Annotated in this window: 13 protein-coding genes; 4 read left to right on the forward strand and 9 right to left on the reverse strand. The window is 50.6% G+C overall.

Annotation, left to right across the window (positions count from 1 at the left end; translation table 11 throughout):
- Nucleotides 1–25: 25 nt before the first annotated feature.
- Nucleotides 26–1,399 (reverse strand): ABC transporter substrate-binding protein, encoded by a 1,374-nt coding sequence (locus tag DXD92_RS00720; RefSeq protein WP_117760371.1) that lies wholly within the window; start codon nt 1,397–1,399, stop codon nt 26–28.
- A 312-nt stretch (nt 1,400–1,711) separates the two neighbouring features.
- On the opposite strand from DXD92_RS00720, the gene DXD92_RS00725 reads away from it, so the two are divergent.
- Nucleotides 1,712–2,740, forward strand: a complete 1,029-nt coding sequence (locus DXD92_RS00725; protein WP_055266684.1) for a LacI family DNA-binding transcriptional regulator — start codon at nt 1,712–1,714, stop codon at nt 2,738–2,740.
- A 114-nt stretch (nt 2,741–2,854) separates the two neighbouring features.
- Here DXD92_RS00725 and DXD92_RS00730 read toward each other — a convergent pair whose 3' ends face one another.
- From DXD92_RS00730 to DXD92_RS00765, 8 genes are all read right to left on the reverse strand, one after another.
- The gene (locus DXD92_RS00730) at nt 2,855–3,550 is read right to left on the reverse strand and encodes an L-ribulose-5-phosphate 4-epimerase (RefSeq protein ID WP_022461490.1); all 696 of its coding nucleotides are present in this window, start codon (nt 3,548–3,550) and stop codon (nt 2,855–2,857) included.
- A 34-nt stretch (nt 3,551–3,584) separates the two neighbouring features.
- Nucleotides 3,585–5,177 carry a xylulokinase gene (locus DXD92_RS00735; RefSeq protein WP_334294899.1) on the reverse strand — a complete coding sequence of 531 codons (1,593 nt, stop codon included), beginning with the start codon at nt 5,175–5,177 and terminating at the stop codon, nt 3,585–3,587.
- Between the two features lie 32 nt (nt 5,178–5,209).
- Entirely contained in the window at nt 5,210–6,328 is a 1,119-nt protein-coding gene (locus DXD92_RS00740) for a GntR family transcriptional regulator (protein ID WP_118639903.1), read from the reverse strand.
- A 387-nt stretch (nt 6,329–6,715) separates the two neighbouring features.
- A complete protein-coding gene (locus tag DXD92_RS00745; protein WP_243104817.1) occupies nt 6,716–7,333 on the reverse strand; it encodes a DUF5662 family protein in 618 nt (205 codons plus the stop codon).
- Nucleotides 7,311–9,206: an alpha-amylase family glycosyl hydrolase gene (locus DXD92_RS00750; RefSeq protein WP_117804038.1), complete on the reverse strand. Its 1,896-nt coding sequence runs from the start codon at nt 9,204–9,206 to the stop codon at nt 7,311–7,313. The genes DXD92_RS00745 and DXD92_RS00750 overlap by 23 nt, the downstream gene beginning before the upstream one ends.
- Before the next feature lie 96 nt (nt 9,207–9,302).
- Entirely contained in the window at nt 9,303–10,058 is a 756-nt protein-coding gene (locus DXD92_RS00755) for an exodeoxyribonuclease III (RefSeq protein WP_117509068.1), read from the reverse strand.
- An 81-nt stretch (nt 10,059–10,139) separates the two neighbouring features.
- Nucleotides 10,140–11,600, reverse strand: a complete 1,461-nt coding sequence (locus tag DXD92_RS00760) for an aminotransferase class I/II-fold pyridoxal phosphate-dependent enzyme (RefSeq protein ID WP_158576401.1) — start codon at nt 11,598–11,600, stop codon at nt 10,140–10,142.
- A gap of 114 nt (nt 11,601–11,714) precedes the next feature.
- Nucleotides 11,715–12,779 (reverse strand): branched-chain amino acid aminotransferase, encoded by a 1,065-nt coding sequence (locus tag DXD92_RS00765; RefSeq protein ID WP_117509070.1) that lies wholly within the window; start codon nt 12,777–12,779, stop codon nt 11,715–11,717.
- 278 nt (nt 12,780–13,057) lie between these two features.
- Between DXD92_RS00765 and DXD92_RS00770 the strand changes: the two genes are divergently transcribed.
- The 3 genes from DXD92_RS00770 to DXD92_RS00780 all read left to right on the forward strand — a co-directional run bounded on the left by DXD92_RS00770 (nt 13,058) and on the right by DXD92_RS00780 (nt 17,748).
- Nucleotides 13,058–13,426 (forward strand): DUF1292 domain-containing protein, encoded by a 369-nt coding sequence (locus DXD92_RS00770; RefSeq protein WP_118639905.1) that lies wholly within the window; start codon nt 13,058–13,060, stop codon nt 13,424–13,426.
- Nucleotides 13,427–13,641: 215 nt separating this feature from the next.
- A complete protein-coding gene (locus DXD92_RS00775; RefSeq protein WP_117800904.1) occupies nt 13,642–13,965 on the forward strand; it encodes a helix-turn-helix domain-containing protein in 324 nt (107 codons plus the stop codon).
- A gap of 189 nt (nt 13,966–14,154) precedes the next feature.
- Nucleotides 14,155–17,748 carry an ABC transporter ATP-binding protein/permease gene (locus tag DXD92_RS00780; protein WP_118639906.1) on the forward strand — a complete coding sequence of 1,198 codons (3,594 nt, stop codon included), beginning with the start codon at nt 14,155–14,157 and terminating at the stop codon, nt 17,746–17,748.
- The last annotated feature ends 63 nt before the right edge of the window (nt 17,749–17,811 follow it).

A 17,811-nucleotide genomic window follows, 5' to 3' on the forward strand; every position in this document is an offset into this window, starting at 1 on the left:
TCGTTCCTCCTTCATATCCTCCGGCTTACTGCTCATCCCAGTATGCCTGGATGGAATCTATCAGTTCCTCGCGGTCACTTCTTCCGGCCAGATATTTCTGCATTGCCGCACCAAGGACAGACCAGTGATCGTTCGGCACGATCGCAGATGCGTTGAATGCTCCGCCGTTCTGTACTTTTTCGTAAATGTCGCGGCTTAACGGATCGCTTGGCTCGTTCGGGTTGTTTTTAAACGGAGGGATCAGGCTGCAGGTCTTTACAACCATCTGCTGTCCGATCTCACTGTAAACCAGCCAGTTCAGGAACTCTTTTGCTGCTGCTTTCTGCTCGTCGGTAGCCACGATATCATCCAGCATGATCTGTTTGGACGGGGATGCCTGGATTTTGCTGTTGACGAAGTCGTCCGGATCATTGTTCAGGAAGTATGGAAGGAAACCGTACTCGTCGGTCGTCTCGGCTCCTGCCTCCTCAAGGTTCGGCCATGCCCAGTTTCCGTTGAACCAGAAAGCGGTTTTTCCGTCTGCCAGGTCAATTGCCATCTCATCGTAATCTGCGCCGAGTGGATCGCCCTTTGCTACGTTGTACTCTTTTAACAGGTCAAAGGTATTCAGGAACTCGTTCATGCGGGTGTAGTCCGGCAGATATAAGGTTCCGTCCTTCAGCTCGTTGATGACTTCTGCTGCACCGTCGGAGGTTCCGTTGTATGTCTCGTAGATGTACTGCAGCTGGTGTGCTCCAAGGGACCAGTCTTCTTTTGCCATGGAGATCGGATTCTTCATTCCGTTGTCCCGCAGGCTCTGGAGAAGTGCTGCGAAATCGTCCTGGGTTTTGATATCGGATGGATCGAACTCGGTACCTAAGGTATCTTCAATCACGCTCTTGTTGTAGATAATACCGCGGCCCTCGATACAGAGCGGGAAGCTGTAAACCTTTCCGTTGATTTTGGTCAGGTACTCTTCTGCCTCGCCGGTCCATGCTTCATTGCTTAAGTCGGCTGCTTTTTCTTCTGCCAGTGCAATGACATCGGTCGTATCCAGAATGGAAAGTGTCGGCGGGTTTCCGGAGTTGTAGAGGCTGACTACTTTGGTATAAGGAGAATCGCCGTCCGTTACCGGCATGATCTCAATATGTACGCCTGCTTTCTCCTCGAACACTTTTGCAATCTCTTCCAGTGCTGTCTGGATTTCTGCTTTTGTGTTCATGATGACGATACTCGTTCCGGAAAGCGACGTATCGTACTGGAAGGTATCAGTGGTCATGTCGATCGGCACTTCTTCTTTTACTGCGTTCGGGTCATCCGGATCGCTTGCGAAGCCGAAGGTGCATCCGGTCAGTGCAGAAGTAAGAAGCACGCCGGACATTCCAAGAGCTGCCGCCCTGGCACTAAATTTCTTTCTCATCACAATTCCTCCTGTTATCTCTGGACAGCTGGTCCTGTCCTTCGTTTTGTGTAACCGGTCAAGTAACCGGTTACTTTCGTTGTCTTTATCATAGCATTGACAGTGGGTTTCGTCAATATTTTCTTTACTTTTCGTGATTTTCCATAATTTTGTTTTTGGCTTTTGTGGAACTTTTACAAAACCGGTTACTTAACCGATTCCCGCTTGTTCCGGCGGGCGAGAAATGTTATACTATATTCATATATTATTTGTTTTTTTCTGAAAGCTTACATGATTCACGCAACACTTTTGAAGGGAAGGACACTTGAACTTATGGCACGAAAAAAAAATGTAACCTTTAATGATATTGCACAGTATACGCATTTTTCCAAAACAACCATTTCCCGGTATTTCAACAACCCGGATTCCCTGACACCGGAAAATCAGCAGATCATTTCCGATGCACTGGATAAACTGAACTATAAAGAAAACAAAGTGGCAAAAATTCTCGCGAACGGACAGACCGAATTTGTCGGCGTCCTGATCCCGAGTCTCTCCATGAACTACTATTCCGAGATGCTGAATCAGATTCTTGCTTCTTATGAGAAATATGGCTATAAATTCCTCGTCTTCGCCGGAAACGGCCACGACGAGACGGAGCACCGCTACATTCAGGAGCTGATGTCGTACAAAATCGAGGGCCTCATCGTCCTCTCCCATACACTCTCCTCCCGCGAACTCTCCGATCTGCAGATCCCGGTCGTTGCAATTGAGCGCGAAGACCAGTTCGTCAGCAGTGTCAATACAGACAACTACCTCGGCGCGTACGAAGCGACTTCGCTTCTGATTCATAACCACTGTGATGTCCTGATTCATCTGAACTCACCGACCAAAGAAAATGTTCCTGCCTACCGCCGTCTCGCCGGTTTCCAGGATGCCTGTGTAAAGGCCGGTGTACCGCACAAGGTTATCATTCGGGATTTTGGACTCTCCTATCAGGAAGCCGCAGCACCGCTGCAGGAAATCTTTGACAACATCGAACAAAAATATGCCGGTCAGAAAAAGGGCATCTTCCTCTCCAACGATGATCATGCCAATATTCTTTTAAATCTTCTGATCCGCAAATACCATACCCTGCCGGACGATTACGAACTCATCGGCTTCGACGGTGCGCCGATTTCCGAGCAGGCTATCTATCCGATCAGCACTGTCGGCCAGCAGATTGACCAGATTGCAGACGAGGCTGTTTCCCTTCTGGTCTCCCAGATGCAGGAACGGAAAAAACGCCACCCGGTGCCGCTTGCCGAGCCGGTTCACAAGACCGTTCCGCCGCTTCTGATCCGGCGTCAGACGACCACTTGATTTTAAAAGCAGATTTCTATCATAAAAATGTTTTTATCAAAAAAGTGTCATCCACCTGCGGGCTGTGTGCCCTGCAGTTTGTGGATGACACTTTTCTTATCTTCTTACTCTTTTTTAGTTCTGTCCGTAATAAGCATTTGCACCATGTTTACGGTAATAGTGTTTATCCTGCAGCTCCTGCGGTGCCGGCTGGATTCTCGGGTTGATGGTCTCGGCACGGTATGCCATTTTGGCAACCTCTTCGAGGACAACAGCATTGTGAACAGCCTCATGCGCATCTTTGCCCCAGGTGAACGGTCCGTGGTTCTTGCAAAGAACGGCCGGAACGGCTTTTACATCTTTTCCCATCCGTTTGAACTCATTGACGATCAGATGGCCGGTGTTTTCCTCGTATGCCTCGTCAATCTCTTCTTTTGTCAGGCAGCGCAGGCACGGTACTTCACCGTAGATGTAGTCTGCATGGGTTGTTCCGTAGCACGGAATGCTTCTTCCCGCCTGTGCCCAGCTTGTCGCATAGGAGGAATGGGTGTGAACAATGCCGCCGATCTCTGGAAATGCTTTGTACAGCTCCAGATGGGTCGGGGTGTCAGAAGACGGACGGTAGCGTCCTTCTACTTTGTTTCCGTTCAGATCCATGACAACCATATCGTCCGGTGTCAGCAGGTCGTAATCCACGCCGCTTGGTTTGATGACGAACAGACCGCTTTCCCGGTCAATCTCGCTGACATTTCCCCAGGTAAAGGTAACCAGTCCGTATTTTGGAAGAAGCATGTTGGCTTCGTATACTCTTTTTTTCAGTTCTTCTAACATTGTGTTGTCCTTTCTGTCTTTCCCAAACGATGGTTCATTTTAAGCTCTCTACTGCTGCACGCTCAATCGGCAGGCCTTTTTTGTAGCGCTCGGTGAATACTTCAAATCCAGCGACGTCTGCCGGGTCCGGATCCATCTTGGTTCCAGCATTTCCTGCGAAGACTTTTGCATCGAGGTAATCCTCGAGTGTTTCATTCTCTTCTTTATTGATCATATAAGAAGCCAGCAGTGCGATGCCCCAGGCTCCGCCCTCTCCTGCTGTCTCCATGACGGAAACCGGTGCGTCGATTGAACCTGCGAGGATCTTCTGGCCGACACCTTTTGTCTTGAAGAGACCGCCGTGGCCGAGAATCTGGTCGACCTGAACATGCTCCTCTTTCATCAGGATATCAAGGCCGACTTTCAGGGCGCCAAGGGAAGTAAACAGGTTGACTCTCATAAAGTTTGCCAGATTGAATTTCGCATCCGGAGTACGCGCGAAGACAGGACGGCCCTCGTTGAATCCGGTTACGTGCTCGCCGGAGAAGTAGTTGTAGGCAAGGAGTCCGCCGCAGTCTGCGTCGCCCTCCAGGGCTTTGTTGTACAGCTTGCCGAACAGATCATTCGTGCTGATTTCCATGCCGAAGGTCTGCGCAAATTCACGGAAGAGATTGACCCATGCATTCAGATCAGAAGTACAGTTCTGGCAGTGCACCATGGCAACCGGATGACCGGACGGGGTTGTTACCATATCGATCTCCGGGTATACTTTGGAAAGGTTCTTCTCCAGAACGATCATAGCAAAAACGGAAGTTCCGGCAGACACGTTTCCGGTTCTGACGCGGACGCTGTTTGTTGCTGCCATACCTGTTCCGGCATCTCCCTCCGGCGGGCAGAGCGGAATGCCTGCTTCCAGATTTCCGGACATGTCGAGAAGTGCGGCACCTTCTTTTGTCAGAACACCGGCATTGTCACCTGCGTTCAGAACGTGCGGCAGAACATCGAGTGCTTTCCATGAATATGCTTTGTCTGCGACTGCCTCGTCAAATTTGGCGATCATGTCGGCAAAGTAAGTGTTGGTTTCAGAATCGATTGGAAAGATTCCAGATGCCTCGCCGACACCAACGACACGCTCGCCGGTCATTTTCCACTGAATGTATCCGGCAAGGGTTGTCACGTAGTCGATATCTGCCACATGCGGCTCACCGTTTAAGATTGCCTGATACAGATGGGCGATAGTCCATCTCTGCGGGATGTGGAATCCGAAAAGATCGGTCAGCTTCTCGCTTGCTTCTTCTGTGATATTGTTTCTCCAGGTGCGGAACGGCACGAGGAGGTTTCCTGCTTTGTCAAATGCCATATAGCCGTGCATCATGGCACTGAAGCCGATGGCTCCGACGCGGGTCAGGGTAATGTCGTATTTTTCTTTGACATCAGCTGCCATTTTGGTATAGGCATCCTGCAGGCCCGTCCAGATGTCCTCGAGGGTGTAGGTCCACACGCCGTTGTCATAGCGGTTTTCCCACTCGTGATCTCCGGATGCGATCGGGGCGTTGTCTGCGCCGATCAGGACGGCTTTGATTCTGGTTGAGCCGAACTCAATGCCAAGTGCTGTTTTCTGTTCGAGGATTGCTGTTTTTGCATCCATTCCCATTGCTTTTTCCTCCCTTGGGTTCTTTTCTATTTTTTCGTCTCTGTTGACAGATTTTTTCCTGCAGTGGATTCTCTTACGATGAGTTCCGGGGAAATCAGGCGTTTGACGCTGCTTTCTTCTTCTGGGACTTTTCTGATTTTTTCGAGAATGAGCTCTGCTGCCATCTCACCGAGTTTTTCCTGCGGATGGGCAATGGTCGTGATCCCGATCGGACTGCTCTGGCCGATCAGCGAGTTGTCGTATCCGGTGACGGCGATGTCTTCCGGCACGGAGATTCCCTTTTCTTCCAGCATGGAGATGACGGCGAGCGCGATCTGGTCGTTGTAGCAGACGGCGGCATCGACGGACTTTTTGCTGTCGAGCAGCATGGAAAGCATCAGGGACGGTTTGGTTTTCCGGTCCTCGGTGTGAAACCAGATGACGTTTTCGGGATCGTACGGGATTCCGCTTTCCTGCAGCGCCTGCACGTAGCCTTTATGGCGCTGGGCGCCCTGGCTGTCGTCGGCCTTGAAGATGCCGATGATGTTTCGTCGGCCGGTCTCTAAAAGGTGCCGGGTCAGCAGATAGCCGCCTTTGCAGTCATCCATCAGAATGCAGGGCTTGTCTGCCATCTGGGGGTAGCAGCCCTGGATGAAGACATACGGGATCTGGTACTTGTCCAGCATTTCGTACAAGTTGATGTGGCGGCAGAGGATCTGGCTTTTGCTCGGCTCAATGATGAGGCCGTCGATGGGCTTGTCGAGGAGTTCTTTTAAGACTTTTTCTTCTTTGGAGCGGCTGTTGCAGGTGTTCTTTAAGATAATGCTGTAGCCGTTTTCGCTCAGCACTCGATCCATTCCCTGGATGAGGCGGGGGAAGATGTAGTCGGACAGGTAGGTGGTGGTGACGGCGATGTTTTTTGAATTATGACGCTGGATTACGCGCTCGGAGCAGAAGGTTCCTTTGCCGTGCCGAGCGGTGATGTAGCCTTCATTTTCGAGAAGAGCGAGGGCCTTTCGGACAGTGTGGCGTGAGAGGGCGTATTCCCGGGTCAGTTCGTTTTCGGAGGGAAGCTTCTGGCCGGGTTTTATGGTTCCGGAGAGAATCTGCTCTTTTAGGGCTTCCATCAGGGTGTAGTATTTGGCTTTGCCGGTGGTTGGTTCCATGTGATTGGTGATTCCCCTTTCTGGAATTTATAATACAACTTGTACGGTTGTTGTGACAAGTTGTATTTTTGTTGTGGGGAAGGGACGCTCAGGAGTATCGGGTGTCCGGGGTGTGGCTGTTTCGGAGGCTAGGAACTCTAAGGGTGTGAAAATTTGCTAAAAGCATTCCCCCAAATCAAAAACTCGCATACGCTCAGACAGTTTGATTTGGGGGAATAACGCAAATTTCCACGCCCTAAGGGTTCCTACGCCTCCTGCAAATGCCACGCCCCGGACACCCGATGCTCCTGAGCTGACTTTGGCCCCGTAAATGGAGGGAAGCGGTCCTGCGGTGGCTTCCCTTGGTTCACCAATAGAGTAAATGGGCGGGCGGGTGGGTCCAATACCTTAATGAGTGGACGGGAACACTTTTTTACGGATGGCTTCTTCATAGGCGGTGCATTCTGCAGACCGGTGCATCCGCGGGACGGGATCTCCTTTGAGGAAGTGGTGGCGGATATAGTAGAGGGTATCGTCTTCGCCGCGTTCCGAGAGCATGCGCAGCAGAAATTCGAGCTGCGAGAGTGTCTCGGGATGGACGAACCAGAGGTGGCCGATTCCTTTTTTGAGATACTGGTACGGCGCCTGATCGGTATAAGCGTCTCCGAGGTAGACGCGGGACGCGCTGATGCGGTCCATAATCATCTCGGCGACGTAGCGGCGCGGCATTGGGACGCCTTTGATGATGGTGTCACAATTGATACCGTAATCAATCCAGTATTCAAAATGATGTTTGTTGCGCCCTTTATGGTGCATCCAGGATTTTGACATGCCGGTGTCTTCGCGCTCGGCGTTATTGGGACTCCGGTCGCCCTGATAGTATTTCATGCCGACCAGAAATTCCGTCGGCGAATATTTCGAGAGGTCGTGCGTCAGTCCCTGCCAGTACAGTCCTATTTTGAAGCAGTACCGCATGACCCATATTTTGTGTGTGGTAATGGTTTTAAAGTGCTGCCATGCTTTCATCATTCTGTCTCTTCTCCTGCTTTCCTGTTAAAATTATGATACTGCGCGGCGGCACGATGACCGTTTTTGCGCTGACTTTTTTCTGATTTTCTTCTGTCAGGAATACTTCCGGTGTGTTGGTGTCGGCCGTCAGATACCAGACCTTCTGTTCCGGGAGGGACGGCAGTGCCAGCTCATGCGGATTCCAGTGCATGTTGTAGGCAATATAGAGGTCGTCGTCCTTGTTTCCGTCTTTGTCCTGGAAATAACTTCCGCAGTACATCACACCGATAAAACGGCACGTATTTTCCATCTGGGAGAACCAGGCTCTCTGGCTGTGGAAGGACATATCCGGGCAGCCGTAGGATTTGTAGTCGATGAGGCGCGGCTCGCGTTCGCCGTGCAGCGCCGGATGCGCTTTCCGGAAGGCGATTGCTGCTTTTACAAAGGCGGCAAACTCCGGATTCCGGGCGGCTGCTTTCCAGTCGATCCAGCCGGTTTTGTTGTCCTGGCACCAGGCGTTGTTGTTGCCCTTCTGGCTGTTGCCGAATTCATCGCCGCCGTAAATCAGCGGTGTTCCCTGGCTTGTCATCAGCATGAGAACGGCATTTTTCAGCTGGCGGAGACGCAGCGCGCGCACAGCCAGTTTCCGGGTCACGCCTTCTGCGCCGCAGTTCCAGGTCAGGTTTTCGTTGGAACCATCCATATTGTCTTCGCCGTTGTCCAGATTGTGTTTCTGTTCGTAGGAAACGCTGTCATACAGGGTAAAACCGTCGTGATCCGCAAGATAATTGATCACACCGTGTGTCTCCGGGCTTCTTCTCAGATAATAGGTGAAGTCGGAAAGGCTGCCCTCATCGCCTTTTAAGAAGCGGCGGATATGGTACTGGTAGCCCTGATTGTGTTCCCCTAAATTCCGGAACCACGGGCGTTTTCCCTGATAGATCCGTGCGCCGTCAAAACCGAGGAAAATCAGTTTCGTCTTCCGAAGGAGTGCATCTTTGGACGCTTCTTCTGCCAGCGATGCATCGCCGACCAGATGGAAACCGTCGATCTGATAGCGGAGCTGCCAGTGGTGCAGAACCTGCAGGACAAAACCAGAAGGCGTTCCCGGGGCAAAACAGAATTCCATCAGGCATTCGATACCATTCTCATGCAGGGCATCGACCATCTCTGCGAACTCTGCGACGGCATCTGAGGATGCAGCATACGAAGCTTTCGGAGCAAAATACAGGGCCTTTGTGCCGTATCCCCAATAATTCACGCGCTTCTCTTCCGCCGGCGCCGGATATACATAGGCCGGCTCCGTAAGGGAGGTCCACTCAAAAAACTCGTAGGACGGCATCAGCTCTACTGCATTGATACCGAGTTCTTTTAAGTATGGAATTTTTTCGATCACGCCGCGGAACGTTCCCTTGTTCTTTACACGGGAGCTTCCGTCTTTGGTGAAGCCGCGCACATGGAGCTTATACAGAATCGTCTCCTCATACGGCCGGTGCAGTGAGGTGGTGCGCATTACCGGGTACTCCGGGAGAATGCAGCAGCAGGCGCCCTCTTCTTTTTCCATCGGTGCACCGAAGGTTTCTCTTCCTTCTACTGCTCCCGCATACGGATCCAAGCAGAAAACTTCATCCATCCGGTAGGCATACGAAAACTTTCCTACCGTCAGGCCTGTGATTTCCACGGAACTGATCACGCCAGTGCGCTCCTCTTCCGGAAGCGGCACGGTAAGAAACGGTTTCTGGTGACCTTTCCGGTACAGCAGAAGCTCTGCTTTTTTTCCATCTGATACTTCTACGGCAAAATTGTATCCGTCTTTCGTCGCCGATGCGCCCATTTTCTCCGGATTTCCCGGTAAAATTCGATATTTTCCTCTGTTTTTTGTCTGTATCATAATTCCCGCCCTTATTTTTTATAATTTGTTGCAATTGTCATACTATTAATGTAAATCATTTGAATAAAATTGTCAATTGACCAATGTTACCAATTGTTATACCTCTAAATCCAGTTCCACCGGGCAATGGTCGGAACCGAGAATTTCGGTATGGATTTTGGCATCTGCAACTGCATCTTTTAAGGACTCTGATACCATAAAGTAATCAAGCCGCCATCCTGCATTCCGCTGGCGTGCCTGGAAGCGGTATGACCACCAGGAATACGTCACGGTGTCCGGATACAGCATACGGAAGGAATCAACAAAGCCTTTTTCTTTGATCACAGCAAATTTTTCGCGCTCCTCTTTCGTAAAGCCGGCGTTTTTCTCATTTGCCTTTGCATTTTTGATATCCATCTCGGTCGCTGCGACGTTCAGATCTCCGCAGAAAATCACCGGTTTTTCCTGCTCCAGTCCTTTTAAGTAAGAAAGAAACGCATCCTCCCACTCCATCCGGTAGGCAAGGCGTTTTAATTCATCCTGCGAATTCGGTGTGTAGACGGTTACAACAAAGTATTCCGGAAACTCTGCCGTGATCACACGGCCTTCCATATCATGTTCTTCGATTCCGATACCATAGCGAACAGAAATCGGCTCCTCTTTGGTAAACAGGGCCGTGCCGGAATATCCTTTCTTTTCCGCATAATTCCAATACTGATGATAGCCGGGCAGCTCAAGGTCGATCTGTCCTTCCTGCAGCTTTGTCTCCTGCAGGCAGAAAATATCGGCATCTGCCGCCTCAAAGTATTCCTGAAAACCTTTTTTCATGCAGGCTCTCAGTCCATTTACGTTCCAGGATATCATTTTTTTCATACGCAATTCATCTCCTTTTCCTGACAGTCTGTTCTCTGCGGTTTCTGTTGCAAAACGCTTGGAACCGACTTCCGTTTTCTTTTATTCCTCTTTCAGAACATACAGCACTTCCAGCGACGCATCCGACGGTCCGTGAAATTCGCAGCCGTCTGCTTTATACTGGCGCATCAGTTCCAACATTTCTCTGCTGTACCGCTCGCCCGGGCAGATGAGCGGGATTCCCGGCGGATATGGGGCTGCCATCTCGGCTGCAATTCGTCCTTCCGCTTCTGCAAACGGAACGGCTTCCTTCTCCGCAAAATATGCCTCGCGCGGTGTCTTTACCATCTCCGGCAGGCTGCGGAACAGCCACTGCTTTTCTGTAAACTTCGTCCGCCCCGTCGTTTTCCCGCTCTCTGCTGCCGAAATTCCTGCCAGCGCATCGATCAGCCGTGTGATATCTTCCTCGCTGTTTGCCCAGGTAATAACGCAGACCACGTTCTCCTCGTCGGCAAGCTCTGTACTGACGCGGTATTCCTCGTACAGACGCACCTGCAGATCGTAGCCGGAAATACCAAGTTCTCTTGCCGAGAATACAAGACGCGTCGGGTCGATCTTCCATACGCCGCACGTTCCTTCCATCTCAGTCCCAAGAGCTTCGATTCCTTTGATCTTTGCAAGCTCCTGCCGCGCCCTCTGGCCGAGTTCCAGCGCGCGTTCCATTCGCTCTTTTCCGTGCAGCGCCATCCCGCGCCGCGCCGCATCGAGGGATGCCATCAGAAGGTAGGACGGCGATGTACTCTGTACCATCTGCAGATTGGCGGCCACTCTTGCCTCATCGAGACGGCCAGAACCGAGTGATAAGAAGGAGCTCTGTGTAAAGGAACCCGCCGTTTTGTGGATACTCTGCGCGCAGGCATCCGCACCACTTTCCAGTGCGCCGAGAGGAAGCTGTTCGGAAAAATAGAGGTGCGATCCATGTGCTTCATCGACAAGAAGCGCTGCGTTGTGGCAGTGACAGATTTCTGCGATCGCCTGCAGATCACTGCAAAGACCGTAGTACGTCGGGCTGACCAGAAGTACGGCTTTCGCATCCGGCGTTTCCGCGAAGGCTTTTTCGATCGTCTCCGGCGTTACGCCGCCCCACATCTGCCATTTCGTGCTGTACTCCGGCATCACATAAACCGGTGTGGCTCCGCTTAAAATCAGGCCCATCAGCACCGATTTGTGCACGTTTCGCGGAACAATGATTTTTTCGCCCTCTTTCACAGACGAAAGCACCATCGCCTCGTTGCCGCATGTTGTGCCGTTGACAAGAAAAAAAGTTTTTTTTGCCTTCCACGTTTCCGCCGCCAGTTTCTGCGCCTCTGCAATCACGCCCTCCGCGTGATGCAGATCGTCAAGCCCTTCTGCCTCCGAGAGGTCATACGCCGCAAGCGACGCTCCGTTTAACGTCTCATCCAGCCCGCGCTCAAACCGGTGTCCCGGAATACGGAAATAGGCCGGTGCTTCCTCCCGGAACTGTTGTAACGCCTCCACAAGAGGCATTCGATTCTGATCCATTCTGCTTTGTTTCCTTTCAAACGATTTCTGAATCTTTTTCTGAAGCGAAAGAATCCTCCCCGCACCGCTGTGCGGGAAGGACCCCCTTATCTGCATTTTTCTGTTTTATATGGTTTATTCTACCGGAGTAGTCCAGCCATATTTATCTTCCAGTTTACCCCACTGGATACCGGTCAGGGTATCGTACAGTTTCTGGGTCAGCTCACCGATCTTGAAGTCATTTACAACAACAGAATCGTCCTTGTATACAAATTCACCAACCGGAGATACAACTGCTGCTGTACCAGTACCAAATGCTTCTTCCAGTGTGCCGTCATGACCTGCTTTCATCAGATCGTCAACCGACAGATGTGTTTCGTTTACTTTATATCCCCAGTCTCTTAAGATATGGATCAGGGAATCACGGGTTACGCCCGGAAGAACAGTTCCTTCCAGCGGTGCGGTGTAGATTTCGCCGGCAATCTTGAACATGATGTTCATGGTTCCAACTTCCTCTACATATTTACGATGTACGCCGTCCAGCCACAGAACCTGGGTGCATCCCATCTTCTCTGCTTTTACCTGGCCTGCGATGGAACTTGCATAGTTACCGCCGCATTTTGTAAATCCTGTGCCACCTTTGACTGCACGAACATATTCATCCTCAACCAGGATCTTAACCGGGTTGATGCCCTCTGCATAGTATGCTCCAACCGGAGTGGTGATGATAACGAATTTGTAGGATTTTGCCATATGTACGCCAAGGCTTGCCTCAGTAGCGAACATGAACGGACGGATGTAAAGAGATGTACCTGGCTCAGACGGTACCCAGTCTTCCTGTGCTTTAACCAGTGCTTTGACAGCCTCTACAAACATCTCCTCCGGTACGCCCGGCATGCAGAGTCTCTCGTTGGATTTAATCATACGGCGTGCGTTCATTTCCGGACGGAACAGCTGGATCTTTCCTTCTGCTGTTCTGTAGGCTTTCAGTCCCTCGAACGTTTCCTGTGCATAGTGAAGTACCATGGTTGCAGGATCCATCGGGATTCCGCCGTACGGTACGATTGCTGCATCATGCCATCCCTGCTCTTTGTCCCAGTCCATGACAAACATATAGTCTGTAAAGTGTTTTCCGAATCCAAGATTTTTCTGATCCGGTTTTTCCTGTAAATGTTCTCTTTTTTCAAATCTGATATCCATTTTTTGCCTCCCCGGCAGTTGAGGATAAGTTTGTTCAGCTGCCTGTATATTTAGATTCAATAGTGATAGTATAAAACTGTACCCGAAAACAGTCAATAGAAAATACGACTAATTTTTCATTTTTTCGTTCTTATTTGTTGTATCTTTTCCGTATTTTCCTGTATCAGCCGCATTTTTTCTGCTTTCCCGGCACAGCCATTGTGTTTTTTTTTATTATCTGTTAGAATGGCAGTCAAGAACCTGATAAGACTTGAACACGAAAAAGGAAGGTAATACAAATGAGTGAAGAATTATTCAACAGCGCATCCTGCAGCGGAGACTGCGCAGACTGCGGCAGCGACTGCCAGGATCTGGATCAGCCGACCGTTACCCTGACACTGGACGACGATACCGAAGTAAAATGTGCCGTACTGACCATTTTCCCGGCCCCGAACCAGAAAGAGTACATCGCTCTTCTGCCGCTCGATGAAAACGGCGAGAACGGGGACGGCGAAGTTTATCTGTACCGCTATTATGAAGAGAACGGCCAGCCAAACCTCGACAATATCGACTCGGATGAAGAGTACGAAATCGCAGCAGACGCATTCGACGAACTGATGGATACGGAGGAATTCAACGAGCTGGAAGAAAATTCCACCGAAGAGTAAGCGCACAGAATCTGAAACCGTTTCAAAACCCGGCAGGAGACCTTGTTTTCCTGCCGGGTTTTTCTTTTTCCCTCTCACGATCCAGTTATTTCTTATTTGTACAGCTTTTCTGCATCTCTCTTTAAGATCTGTTTCTATTCTTTTACAGAAGTATAATATATGTGAGTAGTATTTTTCATACTGCTACATTACATAGGAATACGAGGTATCTTTTTATGAGAGATAAAGATGTGATACAGCATATCCAGGATTTATGCCGCGAGCGCTCCTGGACTTATTACCGCCTTGCAAAAGAGGCAGACATTCCCTATTCTACCTTAAACAATATGGTAAACCGCACCAATATCCCAACCATCCCTACCCTGCAGAAGCTCTGCGACGCCTTTGGCATTACACTTGCCGATTTCTTTCTCGATGAGCCGGACGCTCTGCAGCTCACCGAAGGACAGCAGGAAATCATTACGCTTTACAATAATCTTTCGCTGGAGAAAAAGAAAATCTTAAAGGCTTATATGAAAGGTCTTCTGATGGAAGTCTGACTTTTCCGGCATCATAAGTATCACAGATAAAGAAAGTTCCGTTTTTTGTTTTTCCAAAACAGAGGCGGAACTTTTTTTCTGTCGATAAACTTTTCTTAAATTTTTCTAAAGCCCGGGACTTTTCCCGTATTTCGTTGTAGAATAAAGGACAACTGTTCACATATTAATCACAGAAGGAGTTACCCTTTCATGCTACAGATTCAGCATATCAAAAAAGAATACCGGACCGGGACGCTGGTACAGAAAGCGCTCGACGATGTGTCCTTAAATTTGCGCGACAACGAGTTTGTCGCTATTTTAGGGCCGAGCGGTTCCGGAAAGACGACGCTTCTGAATATCATCGGCGGCCTCGACCGCTACGACAGCGGCGATCTGATCATCAACGGCATTTCCACGAAAAAGTATAAGGACCGCGACTGGGATTCCTATCGGAACCACACGATCGGCTTTGTCTTCCAGAGCTACAACCTGATCCCGCACCAGACCGTCCTTGCAAACGTAGAGCTGGCGCTTACCATTTCCGGTGTTTCCAAAGAGGTGCGGCGCAAAAAAGCAATCGCGGCACTTGAAAAGGTCGGTCTTGGAAAACAGCTCCACAAGCGGCCGAGCCAGATGTCCGGCGGTCAGATGCAGCGTGTCGCCATCGCCCGCGCTCTTGTCAATGACCCGGAAATTCTGCTTGCCGATGAGCCGACCGGCGCGCTCGATTCCGACACCAGTATTCAGGTCATGGACCTGCTGCAGGAAGTTGCCAAAGAACGCCTTGTCGTCATGGTCACACACAATCCAGAGCTCGCCGAGCTTTACGCCAACCGGATCGTCACCCTGCGCGACGGTGTGATCTGCTCCGACACGAACCCGTTTGAGCCGGATTCCGAAACCCTGCTTCCTCCCAAGCACAAAAACATGGGCAAATCGTCGATGTCCTTTCTGACGGCGCTCTCCTTAAGTTTTAATAACCTGCGCACCAAGAAAGCGCGGACCTTGCTCACCTCGTTTGCCGGCTCAATCGGCATCATCGGCATTGCACTGATTCTGGCACTCTCCTCTGGTGTCAACGAGTATATTCAGAATATGGAAGAGGAAACTCTCTCCGAATATCCGCTTCAGATCCAGAGCACCGGCTTTGACCTCACTTCGATGATGGTCGGCTCACAGAATGCCGGCAAAGACGCAAAAGATTCCGGCAAAAAGAATGAAATCAAAGTCCAGGAAGTCGTGACCAACATGTTCTCCACCATGAACTCCAACGATCTCGCTTCCCTGAAAAAGTACCTTGACGGCGGTGCGGACGGCATTTCCGACTACACAAATGCCATCGAATATTCCTACTCCGTCACGCCGCAGATCTACCGCGAAGACGGCGATTCCATCCGCCAGGTGCACCCGGACCAGTCGTTCCGCTCGCTCGGCCTTGGCGCAAGCTCCAACAGCATCATGTCATCCATGATGAGCACCAACGTCTTTTACGAGATGCCGGACACCGCTTCCCTGTACGAGAACCAGTACGACTTAAAAGCCGGACACTGGCCGGAAAACTATAACGAATGTGTGCTTGTCCTCACTTCCGACGGCGGAATGAGTGATTTTCTGCTCTACACCCTGGGACTCCGCGATGCACTCGAGCTGGATGAGATGGTCCGCCAGTTTTTAAATGAAGAAACCGTCGAGACCCCTTCCTCTATCGGCACGTATTCCTACGATGATATTCTCGGCACCACGTTCCGTCTTGTGAACAGCGCAGACTGCTACGAATACGACAGTCAGTATCAGGTCTGGAAAGATAAAAGCGACAACGAAGACTATATGAAAAAGCTCGTTGCCAACGGCGAAAAGCTCACAATCACCGGTATTGTCCAGCCGTCCCCTGACTCTGCCGCCTCTGCCCTGACCGCCGGCATCAATTACCCGGCATCGCTGACCCGCCACGTTGTGGAGGAAGCAAAGAAATCCGAGATTGTGAAACAGCAGATGGCGGACTCCTCCATCGATATCTTTACGAATCAGGAATTCGGCACCGTGGATCAGAACAGCGGTCTTGATATGGATTCCTTTATCACTGTCAATGAGGACAAGCTGCAGAACGCTTTCCAGTTCGACGATTCCGCACTCTCCGGTGCTTTTTCCGGTGATTCCATGAACCTTGATTTATCCAGTGCCTTTGCGGACGCCGGAAGCAGCATGGATCTCGCGGGTGCGATTGACCTCAGTCAGATCTCTCTTAATTTCGACGGACTGCCGCAGCTTGATCTTGGCCAGATTTTATCCGGACTTACTCTCAATGTCAGCGAAGACGGCATGCAGGAACTAGCTTCCAGTCTCATGGAGGGCTATCAAGGCTACGCCTCGGAGCACCCGGAGGCGGATTATTCCCATTTACAGGAGGATTTCGTCTCCTACATCAATTCCACGGAAGCACAGGAAATCCTGCGGCGCCACATCCAGACCATCATTGCAGACGGCGGCGGTGTTTCCATTACACAGGAACAGATCCAGGAACTCATTCAGCGGATCTTCAAAGGGTATCAGGCATACCTGATCAAGATGGGCTACACCGATCCGGAACAGTTTGATGCTTATCTTGCGGAGTATCTGCAGACCGAAGAAGCTGTTCAGATCATCAACGACTGGATTTCCGAGGTGATGCAGAACAACGGCAATATCGAAATCACATCCGACCAGCTCACTGCGCTTGCGACGGAGCTTTCCAACGGTTATCTCGCTTACGTGAAGGAGAACGGCCTGCCGGATCCGACGGAGATGGGCCAGCACTTTATCGCCTATCTGAACACGGCGGACGGCCAGCAGCGGCTGAACAGCGGTATCACAAAAATCGTCGATCTCGACGGACTGCAGTCCCAGGTTTCTTCTGCGCTCACAAACTATATGGCAGGCGTTATGGGAAGCTACTCCGCTTCTGTCGCCTCGGTTCTGCAGACACAGATCACTTCCGCGATGGAACAGATGATGACGCAGATGGCCTCTGCAATTCAGTCCGAGATGGAGCGCGCCATGACGCAGGTCGGGAATTCTCTGCAGGATTCGATGGGCGATGCCATGAAGATTGACACCGATGCCTTTGCAAGTGCCTTCCAGATGAATATGACTGAGGATGATATGAAGGAGCTCTTCGCTTCTCTTAGTTCTTCCGGCTCTTCCACCTATGAGGGCAATCTGCAGAAACTGGGCTACGCTGATTTTGACGAACCTTCTTCGATCAGCATTTACCCGAAAAACTTTGAGAGCAAGGAACACGTTGTCTCCATCCTCGACGGCTACAATGACACGATGGAAAAAGAAGGCAAAAACGAGCAGGTAATCTCGTACACCGATGTAGTCGGCACTCTGATGTCCTCCGTCACGGATATCGTCAACATTATCAGCTACGTGCTGATCGCTTTCGTCGGCATTTCCCTTGTGGTTTCCTCGATTATGATCGGCGTCATCACCTATATCAGTGTTCTGGAACGTAAGAAAGAGATCGGTATCCTGCGCGCGATCGGTGCTTCGAAACGCAATATTTCGCAGGTCTTCAATGCCGAAACTTTCATCATCGGACTCTGTGCAGGACTGATCGGCATCGGGCTCTCGCTGCTTCTGATGATTCCGGGTAACCTTCTGATCCACCGTCTGGCGGATACGACGAAGGTCAGTGCTTCTCTTCCGCTCGTCCCGGCGCTTGTTCTGATTGCACTCAGCGTCGTTCTGACCCTGATCGGCGGTCTGATTCCGTCGAAGAAAGCGGCAAAAAGCGATCCGGTTACGGCACTCCGGACAGAATAATCTGATCCTTAAAACACACTTTGCAAGTACGCAAAAAGCGACCGGCAGAGGCTTTTCAAAAGT

The organism is Blautia sp. TM10-2, assembly GCF_003480845.1.
Classification (GTDB): domain Bacteria; phylum Bacillota; class Clostridia; order Lachnospirales; family Lachnospiraceae; genus Fusicatenibacter; species Fusicatenibacter saccharivorans.